Here is a 12,020-nt window from a genome sequence, read left to right on the forward strand (position 1 = left end):
TCGTAAATACCGCCAATTACTGTGGCGTTTTCAAATAAAACAGAGTTTATCTCGCAGAGGAAACTGTTGGGATAATGCACCGATGGAGCGCTTCTTTAGAAGTCTGAAAACGGAATGGGTGCCAACGGTGGGTTATCGTAGCTTTGCTGAGGCTCAACAAGAGATCACTCGCTACATCATTGGATATTACTGCCAACTCAGGCCACATCAGTATAACGGTGGTCTAACTCCTAATGAGTCTGAACGATTATATTGGGAAAACTCTAAAACCGTGGCCAATTTTAGTTGACCACTACATTACATGATGCAATGTGTATCTGATTAAACTTTCCCAATGATAATCTTCACCAGTAACAGGTGCTTTCCCATCTTTTAACAAACGTTGATTCCTTCGTCCAAATTGATTCATCAAATCAGGACATTCAGAAACAGCCATCCCAAAAGCTTCCCTAAATTCATCAAAATTTTGGAATTCTCTCCCTTTTAGTTTATCAGCCACTTGAGTAGGAATGTATTGACCATTAGCGGTATTTGAATCAAATCCTAACCAATAACCATCCGTCCAAGTTACATCCTTTCCTTCACCTGTTACTTTTCCTCGCTTGTAACGATCCTCCGCTTTAAAAACCACATATAGTGGTTCAACGCCAGAATCACTGGGGAATACAAGTATATAATCCTGCCAATTCCGCTCTTCAGGCATTGGATAGACTTCTATCTCATTAATATCATCGTCTGGTATTGGCGTTGTGTATATATGAGGGCAATCATACCCATCATGATGCGGCGGTGTTAATTGAGGCCCATTTTCATCACTTTTATCTGGCGTCCATGTGATTGTTGGGCCATTTGTTCCTTCACCCAACATGACACTAAAATTCCCGAGTTCATCGTAATCAACTTTTTTAACTGGGATATAAGCATTGTTCGAATGGAAAGCTTTGACGACTGGGAATTGTTGGCCGCCTGTTGCATCTTCAATACTGATTCTAATGCGTGAAGGAGCCAAACCCATTTCTATTAACTCATCGCCTGACAAGTTTGTGTCATCGCCATAGTTATCAGGTCGAAATAGCATCATGATAAAATCACTAACGTCTTCCGCAAAAGAGACAGTGGCTTGTTGCGCATCCAGCACGCTATCACTGAAATTACCCACTGCCTTTGTCAATGCGATAGATAACTGCTTATTAGCCGCTGCCTGTGCATTACCATGTTGGTTATTCTGTGACTGAGCCGCAGCCTCGGCCGCTACACCCGCGCTACCTGCTTGTACTGTTAGCGCTTCAACTGCTACTACAGATGGCGGAGGTAAAACTGCAGCATGCGCTGAACCGAAAAAAAACGATAATGGACCAAAATTACGGACAGGTTCTATTTCTGAATTCGCCTCAACATCGCCAGAAGGGCGCGTACACGATTTTGCAAAAACTTTTTTATTCGGAGCATTGCAAGCCATCTCTTCACTAAGTGGATGAAATTCTGATGGGTCAAAAGCAGCTCCATGGTTAAGAGCTGACATATAGGCATCTTTGAATGTCACTCCGCTCGCATTAACATGCTCAGTGATTGGCGGAACGGCTGTGCTTTTTTGAGTGGTGTTCGATTCTGGTTTAGGCTCAACCTCAGCAGCCCCTGACGCATCGATTCCTTTATCACCGATGAATACGGTCCCAGAACCTCCAATAATGACACCGCCACAACTAATGTCACAGCCGTCGAATACAGCAGGTCTTCCATTTATAAATACTGATGATGAACCTTGAGCTACTGATCGCGGATGAGGCGGATTCTTAGGTTTAGCGTGTGGGATCAACGTATCTCCAACTCTGGCGGCTGGCTTACCCTCAATAAAAACATTAGAAGAACCAGAGATTATAATCGTCGGTGGAAAACCATCATGCCCCGATCCTTGGTCACCTAACCTTGCTGCTTTTTTCCCCACTCCATTAACCCCTAAGATATTTATGGGAATAATGAGCACGCCAGAAAATATATGGTAGTGGCTTCAACCTTTTCGCCGAGTTATTTCTCATCTAATTTTTGAACTTTCACCCGTTTCTAATTTATTTAGTGAGATAGGTACGATTTATTCACCAAATATCGGAGTGGCGACTAATCACCTCATCCCACTCCACACCCCGTTTAAATCCCTTCTACGGTGTTTAACTCGTTTTCGCCTAAGCCGTTGTACCTCGTCAGGCGCTGCCCGCTTAGCGTCGATTACAGGGTATTTACTTATCCATCAGGAAATCAACCGAGGATGTCATAGACCTCGCTGATGTCATCTTGCGAGACACCTAACCAAGGGCGGGAATGGCGGCGTTTTGTGGGCGCGCTGTTCCTTGAGAGAGGTGGCTACCACCGAAGTGGTGGATTGCGCCGTATTCTGAGTTGGTGCCGAACTCTAAGGCTTGTGGAACTCATCCTAATATGGCTAAATTACTTACGACGACTAATATTATTAAAACGGATTTATTAAATTATCATCAAATCGAAGTCCGCAAAAATTATGTTTCTCACAAAGTGACTTAAACATTTCATTAGCAAACAGTATTCCGCCGTTATACTGTTTGTTTTTAAATATTAGTTTATTTTTAACATCAGCATCTATAAAGCTTAAATGTGTCAAATCCCCTTCAAGTCCTTCATAATATTCTCGAACAGTAGCTGATGTATCTTCTTTACCAAATGTTTGAACGTTAAGAACATAAAATGGCTGTTCATTAATAGTAATTAGCAAAAACTCACCAATGTTATTCAACAATGGTGAGAAGACATCAAATGCCTTTTGACTAAAAAGCATCAAACAATCCATCCACACGATGATATCCGGGATCCTTGTTACACGGGGTACATCTGCTTCAAAATAATAGTTAATTTTAGTCCAATAGGGCTTGAGGCTTTCTTCCGTACTGGGCAACTCCATCAGGAAAGATAGCATCTGAGAATCTAATCCATCCTTTGATAGTGACAGACAAAGGTCCATGATATCGGCCTTAAACAATTGGTATGAATCTCTGTCATTTTTAAGCCGATACACCATCATTATTCAGGTCTCTAGGTCGGATCTTTTTTCTCGAGTATTTTATCAGGATGAGTCCCATGATTAAGCTTCATTTTAATAATTCTTAACCGATCAACAAAGAGCTTTTTGTCGCGAACTTGAGCTAACTGACCTACCCACATCTCATAATTGTAACGATGAATGCGTGAGTGTGGAGGAGCTTTAGGTGTAGTGAAATGGCCTTCATAGGCTTTTGACCTAGGAAGCCAAACACCATTTAATGGATCATTAATACCAAGTCCATATATATGCATTTGTAAACGAGCACGCATCAACGAAACAGATAACGCTATAGACAGATCTGCCATGATGGCTTTTGATAAGCGTCTTTTGGGAAGACAGTGTTGATGGGGTGCAAAAGTGCTAATGCAATGAAGTACAGTTCTTGGATTATAACCGTGAGCTATCGCCCAACTCCTTACAGTCCAAGCCTTTGCTCTTAAAGCACCTTGCAGCTGATAAGCTGTTTCTATTTCCATTTAATCCCTCCGTGGTAATATCATGCCTATGAGCAAGTTTCTTATTACAACAATAAGACGAGAAATTACAATTTATTAAACCCTGCCGCACTTTTGTTTGAAACAAATGTAATAAAAGACACAGCTGATGTGTTTTTCTTCGTTTCTTACTTCTCAGGAATATTTGGTTAACACGCTGATTTTTGAGGGATAAAATAAAAAAGCTCACTCAAGCAGAGAAAAACACACCAAGTGCCTTTGATAAAGAAGGAATCGCACACTTCTCAGCTCGTCTAAAAGAGCTCATTGGGAATGAATCGATCCGCAGCTTTGGCGAAAAGGTGGGAATCACTGATAGTGGTTTAAGAAAGTACCTTCCACCAAACAACTCTAAACCCACTTTCGATAAGTTGGTGGCGATTGCTGATTACAAAGGTGTGCGACTTGAGTGGCTAGCAACGGGAAACGGTCCTAAGTTAGTAGAACCTAGCTCTATTAATCTCGATCACTACACGCCCAAAGAACATATCTTTAAAAATATTAACGTGGATAATTTGTTTTCTGTGTGTGCCTATTGCGATGACGGGGCGCAACCAGAAATGAATGAAGCCAACGACGCGATTAATGAAGAGTTTGTTTTAGTCCCTGGTTACCATATCCAAGTATCTACAGGGCATGGTACGTCAGCTATCGATGCTCCCGTGAAGCGCTACTTAGCATTCAGACGTAAATACATTCAGTATCGTAAATTGGACCCGAATAAGCTGGCCGTGATTTTTGCCAAGGGCGATTCAATGGAGCCTACGATAAAAGACAACGATTCACTCTTGGTTGACCTTAGCGCCAATAAACCACTTGATGGGAAGATCTTCGTTGTCCGTTTAGGTGATGAGCTTTACGCCAAGCGTATTCAAAAGAGCTTTGATGGTTCACTGCGATTAATCAGTGATAATGAAGAATATTCACCGATAGAAGTTTCAACAGACCAGCTAGATCAACTTTGCATTATCGGCCGTGTTGTTCAACGTTCAACGGATCTTTAAACGCTTCATCATGTGCTTTTGTCAAACTGGGCGAATTGTCATTTCGCCCGATTTCTCTCTAACAAAAACACACTCTTTGCCATTTCTGGTGATTTCTCAGTTTTAGAACTGCCCAAGCCACAATCCCTTTAATCTCAAGGCCTCGCCCACGAGATCCTGCTCATTCCCACCTATTCCCATATTTGTCATTCTTAGTGGTCGGTTACACCTGTAAATTGATTGATTACAGGGATGTTATGGGGGTTGTGAAGGTTAGTGGGTTAGAAGGGAGCCAGGATTTCTAAATCATCGGTTTATTTGATTACCCATACTCCAGAGCAATTGTAAACATATCTGCTGTAACTGAATGGACGTTATTATGGCTATCTAATGCGCCAAGTATAAATAAAGCTTGTGATTGTCTGCTAGCTAATGTGTTGATTCGCTCTTGCATCTTCATGCCTACAATTTGATTCTGTATTGCTTTGATCAATTCAATTGCTACAACCTGAGGTAGCCCATACTGATTCAATATTGTCCGCATGCACTTACCTTTTGAATTGCCACTAACAACAGATAAAAAGCGAGCCTGCATTTGTGAAGATATATTCATAGTGTTCTCCATTGATTACATGTTAATGACGAGAACAACTTCTCTGGAGGCACTTTGTTGTTATAACGTAAAAGAAGGAAAGTGTTTAACAAAAAAACATGCATGAAATCTTATAACATATCTTTTACGAATCATTGCAAATCGAATGGAAATAGTCGCTACCGACTCTTAGCCTTCGCGTAACCACTTGTCTGATCAACACTATCAAAGTCATAAGATAACGTTCTTTTGGGGCCGTATTTATCTTTCATGCTCAGTCTTTTATGAGGCTTCGAACCAAAACAATGATTTGGCCCACTCTTTATTTTTTGAACCCAACCACGTTCATAATCATTAAATTCAGCAGTATTTAGGCTATAAGGGTTACTGTATACCCCTACGGAATTAGCCCCTTCATCGTATGCTTTACTTTTCATTCGATGCCTCCATAATAAAAACCAAGACTCATAAGTTAGCGGTGTTACATCATATTTTCAAGTCACTTGGTGAATTACCACTATTCACTAAGATATCAATATGTTGGCTATTTCAATTTAAAACAAACTACTCTACCTGCGCTTCACTTCTGCCTGTCGTTGTTCGCGGATGATTTCAGTGATTTGCTGTTCGGTCAGCTTATGATGATTCGCCAGCTGTTCGATATTGCGGCCGTTGTATTCGCGCCAGATTGAGATGTTACGCAGGGCGGATTTTAATTTGGTGCCAGTGGGAATATAGATGTCACGGCCACCAAAGTAATGGCCAAAGGCGATGGCCAACGCTGACGCACGTTATCATCGGCAATTTCAGACACGCTGTTAATCAACAGCTCAAGCTCTGCCGCTTCGGTTTTGAAGATCTCCTGCTGCTGTTCCATGCCCCATCCTCAATTTCTACGAATCGTATTATTGAACAAGGCGGGGATCGCTAAGTCAATCCAACATTTCCGCTAAGGCGAAAAAAAATCGCCGGGAGGCGTTTTACGGATGTTATGATAAATGAGCTATTGTTGAACTTGCCGTTCTTTAAGATATGTTCCCTTTAACTGTTAGCCACTTCTAATCTAAAAAAACACCCTCAGTGAATGACTGATGCTTATCGATGATTAAGCTAACAGCACTTAAGAGGAACAAAATCAATGCCATCATTACTTTTTTGTTAATGCGGCTAAGCTATTACTTGGTTGAATTTGATTCACATATATCCTCGATGGATCTTCCTGTGTATCCAAAACTAAAACTTCTCTACTCGCCTCTGCATGTTCTGATTGTATATCGACTTCACATTTATTATTGATGCTGCACTTTCTAATTATCAGCAAAGTACCGTCTGCACTATCGCTAACATCTACACCCGGCGAATAATATAAAGTCTCCAATGGTAAGGTATAAGACAAGGTCAATCCTTTACCATCAGTGGTATAGGTAACATCTGTAATATCTGTAATTTCATAACGCATCATCTCACCATCTCCTACGCAACCAGCAACCAAAAGCACCAACAAAAACAAAACAAGATTTTTCATATCAATCACCAACTAGACGCTCTTACCGCTACCGTAGGTGCTATCTTTGAGGTCGGGGAATTTTTTTCAAGCACCAGAATGTGCTTACCTAACTCTCTTGGAGTCTCAAACCCTACAAAGTCATCAGCATCAATATCAACCCCTACGACATCATTCAAAACTTCAGAAGCCCATGAAGCACAAGTATTGGTATAACGCCAAGCTACACGCTTCTTTAGCGCCCGATTTAACTTAACAATCTGAGATCCATTTAACTTATAAAAACGACTAGCTCTAGGGAACTTGGTGCCCTCCATTCCAATTCGAATATCTGTTTCATACCCATTATCGATTGTTCTTGGGTGATCATCAGGCCACAGGCCATAAGAGGTCGTAACACCATTATCTGTAATGCATGACCTCCTGTGAGATTGACATTATCTCCTGCTACATTGCTATGAATACCTAACACTACAATGTTTAAACCAGATGTCGTGTTTTCTCCATGCACCCTTTTCTTTACCATCTTGCTCCTCCTACCCTATAATTTCAGCAATAGCACATAACGATATACGACAAACAAATACTGTCAGAAACATCATTAATACTATTGGAATCACAGTCACAACCTGTTTATCCAATATTTAAAATTTCCTGTTTCTTTCCTAGATTAGAATATATCTCTATGCAGTTCAGCCAACTCAATATTGGCAGTAAGGTAGGGATTTCAGCCTTTCCCATCAAAGACAGTTCCTAGCAGAACCTGATTATCTGGGTAATCACCGCCCAGCATGTCTGCAATCAACGTAATCACATAGTCCGGCGCTTTCGCTGCAATTGCCAGTGGTTCATTCATCCTCCACCACCTTTTGCTGCTTCAGCATAAATTCATACTCATCCACCACCGCCTGATACCCTGCTACCCCCGTACCATTGCGATTGAGTGGTATACAGTGACCAACTTCTTTCATCCGGTCGGCCAACTCACGTTTGTGCCAGTTCTTGAGTGATTCCAACACCGTGTAAGCCTGGTTTGAATACAACCAGCCAATATGTTCGACGCCTTGCTGACCGCCTGCTGGTCATCCGGCACACGTACTTATCAAGCGCCGCTTCGGAACTGTCACGGACGATGCCATGCCCGGCCATGGTTATCCAAACTGCCAGCCGCTTCGCCAGTATGGCATGCTCGAATCGTGTAATAATAGAGAACTGCTCGCAGGTTCACCGCCCAATATCCCCTTTTACCAAAGGTGAATTTAAGTTATTGTATTTAAAGTTATTCCCTCAGCAAATATCGCCTTATGAACCAATTTGATAAAAATAAAATCATCACCCTCGATATTCAAGAACCACAACAAATCAAAAACGCACTCATCCAATATCAAACCCTGCTAAACAATAACCAAGTCTGCAATAACCAGCTCTTTGATGTAGAGTTTAAACAAAGTGCCTCGGGCGAACTGCGCCGTTTACAACCCAGCGATGCGGGAACAAACCTTGAGCTGCTCAAATCCGCTCTCGATAAAGGCCAAGAAGGCGGATCGCATTATTACGACCACGAAATTACCGATGAGACGGAAACCTATATCTCTGAGGTAATTCTGTTCGCAGCCGCGCTACAGTACCCTGAAATTAAAGAAACCGTTGTTGAAACCGCCAAAGCCATCGTTACCTACAGTCGCCGCGCGAATGATACCGATAGCATGTGGCTTGACGATATGCGCGTATTTGGTATCGAAGCCGTGTATATGCTGGCAAAAACCGATCTGCAATACGCTTACCTCGTCGCGCAGTTTTTCGTCCCTTATTGGGACGACGAACACGCCAATGAGTATGAAAGCTATCTCGCGGCATTTTTAGTGGAATACGGCTGGCATCCTGAAGTACTAAAAGCCTTTATCTGGTGCGATAACCCGAGTTTTCGTTTAGGGATGTTTATGGATGATCCCTATGATAACAGCGCCACCTATCAGCCTTTAGGCGGTTACCTCACGGAAAATCCAAGCCAATACACCCGCTTCAAACAGATGGTTGTCGAGCGTTTTCAAGCTGAACCCGTGCTGCTATACAGCATTGACGAGTATGATGAAGAAGATCTAAGTCGCCACAATCCTGTTGTCTGGCTATATGACACGCTGTTTCCTCGCTGCCGTCATTTTGATGACGAGGAAATGCAGGATGCCTTTATGCAGCAGCCGTTTATGGGCAGTACTTTGGAAAATGAAGCCTATGATCTTCAGCAACTTATTCAAAGCCAAGTTACCGGAGCATTAGTAAAAACGGCCGAAAGCGCCCTAGAAAAGCGTGCAAGCTATAAAGCCTATCTCGAGCGTGACGAACACCGCTACGATCTCAACTATGGCTCCGAGGTTCTCAAACCGTTAATTCTTGCGCTGCCGCAGGGCGAGCGCTTATGGCGCTATATCGAAAATGGCACCGAGCTAGATGCACTAGAAGCTCTTGAAGAGATTGAGTTATTGCCTCTTGCCAAAGAGCATGCGCCTATCATGTATGCTCAAATGAATGATCACCTCAGCAGTTGGGATTATAACAACCGAGGCATTCTAGACGAGCTTGAGGGGGTACTAGACTTGGTGCGTGGTGATTTAACCACCGACCATTTTGGTGAAGAATCCACGATTGAACTCGATAACGGTCTCATCACTACACTCACCGTCACTCGCGATAACGATATAACGCTGCTTGAAGCCCGCAGACAACAGTATCTTCGTGTTGTTGATGTCTTTTACCGTGCGCTAGGTAAACATGAGTTCAGCGAATATATGATGGCGTCACTGACAGAAGAAGATGAACCACTCCTGTCACGCCAAGATTACTATCGTCGTTATAGCCAGCTCCCCGTCTCTGGAGCAGAAACAAACACAGAAGCTGGAGCAGATCCACTCGACCCAGCGCTAACCCGTGACGTGCACTCTATTTTCGATATCTTTACTGATCCAGATGAAATTCTCTACAGTAAGTACTTTCAACGGGTTGATAGCGTGCTGCGCTCTTCTCGTGAATTATGCCATCCGAAATATTGGTCACAACCCGATATGGGCTTTTTGGCACTGGCCAGTTACCAACTTTATAACGATTTTAATCAGCGCATTGGCGATAACGTCACCGAAGCATTGTTCAACTACCTAAATGAGCACAATGTATGGAATATGGCGGTATCACAAATACTGACTGAGTCCCGCACTCAGAGTAATGCCAGCAGCTCGGACAATACAGGGTTAAGTGACACTGATATCGTGCGGATCAGAGAGTATTTCACCGCTGATAAACCTGAAGATGATCAAGCCAGCCTGTTGGCCTTATTGGAACCTCACTTGTTTCGAGACAATATCTGCCGTGGCGAGCTCTACGTAAACAAGTTCAGCGAATACCAGCCGAGCTACAAGCTATTTAATGATTTCAACGAAGACTTCCAACGCTTTACATTAGTTGCCTTCTGGTTACGACAGCTGCCATTACCACTGCGTATTCAAGCCGATCGGTTGTGGCAATTTCTTATCACCCTTGCTCCAGTACGCGTTGCGCGCAATATCATGCGAGCGCACTCTGACAATCCATACAACATTACATTCAACAATGTACTCGATGATATCAACGTACAGGAACAGCTAGAAAAAGCAGGGATCGATGCTGGCATACTCAGCGCTTATGAAATGAGCTGTCAGTTCAACGATACTGAGCGTTACCAGCATTGGATTGATGTCTATAGCGAGATCACCAGTACCGCTACCAGTATGTTTGGCAGCCTAGATCGTAAAAAAGCGCAAGCAATGCACGAAGGGTTGAAATACATTAATGAGGAAACCAGAATCGAGTTTTTGCATCACGCATCGCTTAAATATCCTGATATTCCCTCAGATCTAGCGCATGATCTAAAACGTGTTCTTCACATTTTAATTCAGTTGAATATTCGATCATGGGAGGATCCGCTAGCGTATGAGTACGGCGAATCCTGCCTCTACATTGGCGAAGGTGATGATGTACCCACTCAGCTCTGCAAGCCTATCGTTGCGGATCAAGATACCGTACACGACAAACCTTGTCATATAGATGGCATGAGCTGGCTAAATTGCACCGTGCTACAACAACGTGGTGAACAGCATAATATTTTAATGGCCGATCAAAACGTGCCGCTAGAAAATTACGAGCGCGGGCTACCTCGTGGTACGTTGCTGATTTTTGCTGAAGAGGTAGAGAGCAAAGCACTACTAGCCCGTATCACTCAATTGCAAGATACCTCTGCTCGTATCGAGTATTTGGTTGAACAAACACTGGCTTATCTAGACGATAAAGTAGATTACGACGCCATTGCAACACTGTATGCAGCGCACATCGCGACGGATAACTTCCGACCAAGCGCTGGTGAGTACCGTCTGTATAGCACTCATCAGTTCATCTGGGTACTCGATAAACCGCGCCGAGACAGGCTTGTCAAACTTCTGTTAAACCATAATTACTGCGGATTTAAGGTGCTGGAAGAGAACTATCAAAACTGTTGGTTGCACCATCAGTTGGCGCAAGGAGAAATAGATTTCAATACCTACTTTGAACGTGAGCGTGAAAATAATCATGATAATGAAACCTCAGAGGAGGCAATGCACTTTCTGCTCAATTGGTTAGTTGAAATCGATATTAATCCGGCACACATTACACGGTTCTGCATAAAGCATTCACGATTTGAAGCATGTTGTGAATTTATTCAAAGCCACGCACGCGGTAGCCATTCACACAACAATCACGGCAGCTTCGCACAAACATTGTCTTATCTGCACGCAGGTCAACGAAGACTGTTACCGAAGATCTTAAGTCAGGCCAGTGATGCCGCTGAGCTGATGGAGCCGCTGACAAAAGATAAATCACGATTGGTCAAAATAGCTATCGCCAACTGTTTCTCTTAATAATACAGCTGCTTTCTTTTAAACGCCCTTGGCTTAGTCAGGGGCATATTTAGCCCTCTGTTGAGGGCTCTCACTCAACAACCAATACATCTGGTACAAAATATGCCATGTCGAACACAAAAGTGACACCATAATGACTGGCGAACACCAGGGCGGTATCTATATATATCCCATTGTTATACAAGACAAAAAAGATGATACTAAGTGCTATGAAGGGTTGATGATTGTGGTAATTTCAAATGAATCAAAAGCACTTTAAAGTACTGCTTTCTTTGCTCCCTGACCTTTCACAGGGACAATTAAAGCAATTAGAATCAGAAATACATAAAAATCAAATTATTGAGGATAATTACATTCTCACACAAAATGAATTGCTAATGCAGCGTAGCATTTTTTCTAATGCCCCACTCGACTTAAACCCATTGTGTATACACCACGATAATAGTCGGCCAAAA

The 12,020-nt window shown here is 42.7% G+C and carries 14 protein-coding genes; 3 read left to right on the forward strand and 11 right to left on the reverse strand.

The window, feature by feature from the left end:
- Positions 1-289: integrase core domain-containing protein (locus L4D12_RS13275; RefSeq protein ID WP_428448329.1), on the forward strand; the 289-nt coding region annotated here is incomplete at its 5' end.
- Positions 290-292: 3 nt separating this feature from the next.
- Here L4D12_RS13275 and L4D12_RS13280 read toward each other — a convergent pair.
- The 3 genes from L4D12_RS13280 to L4D12_RS13290 all read right to left on the reverse strand — a co-directional run bounded on the left by L4D12_RS13280 (position 293) and on the right by L4D12_RS13290 (position 3,546).
- Positions 293-1,945 (reverse strand): type VI secretion system PAAR protein, encoded by a 1,653-nt coding sequence (locus tag L4D12_RS13280; RefSeq protein ID WP_428448330.1) that lies wholly within the window; start codon positions 1,943-1,945, stop codon positions 293-295.
- Positions 1,946-2,464: 519 nt separating this feature from the next.
- The gene (locus tag L4D12_RS13285) at positions 2,465-2,989 is read right to left on the reverse strand and encodes a hypothetical protein (protein ID WP_428448331.1); all 525 of its coding nucleotides are present in this window, start codon (positions 2,987-2,989) and stop codon (positions 2,465-2,467) included.
- Positions 2,990-3,060: 71 nt separating this feature from the next.
- Positions 3,061-3,546: a helix-turn-helix domain-containing protein gene (locus L4D12_RS13290; RefSeq protein ID WP_428448332.1), complete on the reverse strand. Its 486-nt coding sequence runs from the start codon at positions 3,544-3,546 to the stop codon at positions 3,061-3,063.
- A gap of 182 nt (positions 3,547-3,728) precedes the next feature.
- Between L4D12_RS13290 and L4D12_RS13295 the strand changes: the two genes are divergently transcribed.
- Complete coding sequence (locus tag L4D12_RS13295; protein ID WP_428448333.1) at positions 3,729-4,568, forward strand: S24 family peptidase; 840 nt, start codon at positions 3,729-3,731, stop codon at positions 4,566-4,568.
- A 301-nt stretch (positions 4,569-4,869) separates the two neighbouring features.
- Here the strand turns inward: L4D12_RS13295 and L4D12_RS13300 are convergent, their stop codons facing one another.
- The 8 genes from L4D12_RS13300 to L4D12_RS13335 form a co-directional block, all read right to left on the reverse strand.
- On the reverse strand, positions 4,870-5,160 hold the full coding sequence (locus L4D12_RS13300) for a hypothetical protein (RefSeq protein ID WP_428448334.1): 291 nt from the start codon (positions 5,158-5,160) through the stop codon (positions 4,870-4,872).
- A gap of 158 nt (positions 5,161-5,318) precedes the next feature.
- Complete coding sequence (locus tag L4D12_RS13305; protein WP_428448335.1) at positions 5,319-5,576, reverse strand: hypothetical protein; 258 nt, start codon at positions 5,574-5,576, stop codon at positions 5,319-5,321.
- A gap of 132 nt (positions 5,577-5,708) precedes the next feature.
- Entirely contained in the window at positions 5,709-5,918 is a 210-nt protein-coding gene (locus L4D12_RS13310) for a Mor transcription activator family protein (RefSeq protein WP_428448336.1), read from the reverse strand.
- On the reverse strand, positions 5,852-6,016 hold the full coding sequence (locus L4D12_RS13315; RefSeq protein ID WP_428448337.1) for a hypothetical protein: 165 nt from the start codon (positions 6,014-6,016) through the stop codon (positions 5,852-5,854). The genes L4D12_RS13310 and L4D12_RS13315 overlap by 67 nt, the downstream gene beginning before the upstream one ends.
- 270 nt (positions 6,017-6,286) lie before the next feature.
- Positions 6,287-6,664, reverse strand: a complete 378-nt coding sequence (locus L4D12_RS13320; RefSeq protein WP_428448338.1) for a hypothetical protein — start codon at positions 6,662-6,664, stop codon at positions 6,287-6,289.
- A 706-nt stretch (positions 6,665-7,370) separates the two neighbouring features.
- Complete coding sequence (locus L4D12_RS13325) at positions 7,371-7,499, reverse strand: hypothetical protein (protein ID WP_428448339.1); 129 nt, start codon at positions 7,497-7,499, stop codon at positions 7,371-7,373.
- Positions 7,492-7,662 (reverse strand): hypothetical protein, encoded by a 171-nt coding sequence (locus L4D12_RS13330; RefSeq protein WP_428448340.1) that lies wholly within the window; start codon positions 7,660-7,662, stop codon positions 7,492-7,494. Before L4D12_RS13330 ends, L4D12_RS13325 begins: the two co-directional genes overlap by 8 nt.
- Positions 7,628-7,792 carry a hypothetical protein gene (locus tag L4D12_RS13335; RefSeq protein ID WP_428448341.1) on the reverse strand — a complete coding sequence of 55 codons (165 nt, stop codon included), beginning with the start codon at positions 7,790-7,792 and terminating at the stop codon, positions 7,628-7,630. The genes L4D12_RS13330 and L4D12_RS13335 overlap by 35 nt, the downstream gene beginning before the upstream one ends.
- Positions 7,793-7,947: 155 nt before the next feature.
- On the opposite strand from L4D12_RS13335, the gene L4D12_RS13340 reads away from it, so the two are divergent.
- Positions 7,948-11,565: a hypothetical protein gene (locus tag L4D12_RS13340; protein ID WP_428448342.1), complete on the forward strand. Its 3,618-nt coding sequence runs from the start codon at positions 7,948-7,950 to the stop codon at positions 11,563-11,565.
- Positions 11,566-12,020 lie beyond the last annotated feature (455 nt).

Origin of the sequence: Photobacterium nomapromontoriensis, from assembly GCF_050336815.1 — a bacterium.
GTDB lineage: Bacteria > Pseudomonadota > Gammaproteobacteria > Enterobacterales > Vibrionaceae > Photobacterium > Photobacterium nomapromontoriensis.

What these genes read in the sequence shown, in the direction of transcription:
- L4D12_RS13285 (WP_428448331.1), bottom strand. Translation starts at nt 2,989, where the DNA reads ATGGACCTTTGTCTGTCACTATCAAAGGATGGATTAGATTCTCAGATG.
- L4D12_RS13290 (WP_428448332.1), bottom strand. Translation starts at nt 3,546, where the DNA reads ATGGAAATAGAAACAGCTTATCAGCTGCAAGGTGCTTTAAGAGCAAAG.
- L4D12_RS13300 (WP_428448334.1), bottom strand. Translation starts at nt 5,160, where the DNA reads ATGAATATATCTTCACAAATGCAGGCTCGCTTTTTATCTGTTGTTAGT.
- L4D12_RS13305 (WP_428448335.1), bottom strand. Translation starts at nt 5,576, where the DNA reads ATGAAAAGTAAAGCATACGATGAAGGGGCTAATTCCGTAGGGGTATAC.
- L4D12_RS13315 (WP_428448337.1), bottom strand. Translation starts at nt 6,016, where the DNA reads ATGGAACAGCAGCAGGAGATCTTCAAAACCGAAGCGGCAGAGCTTGAG.
- L4D12_RS13320 (WP_428448338.1), bottom strand. Translation starts at nt 6,664, where the DNA reads ATGAAAAATCTTGTTTTGTTTTTGTTGGTGCTTTTGGTTGCTGGTTGC.
- L4D12_RS13325 (WP_428448339.1), bottom strand. Translation starts at nt 7,499, where the DNA reads ATGAATGAACCACTGGCAATTGCAGCGAAAGCGCCGGACTATGTGATT.
- L4D12_RS13335 (WP_428448341.1), bottom strand. Translation starts at nt 7,792, where the DNA reads ATGGCCGGGCATGGCATCGTCCGTGACAGTTCCGAAGCGGCGCTTGAT.
- L4D12_RS13340 (WP_428448342.1), top strand. Translation starts at nt 7,948, where the DNA reads ATGAACCAATTTGATAAAAATAAAATCATCACCCTCGATATTCAAGAA.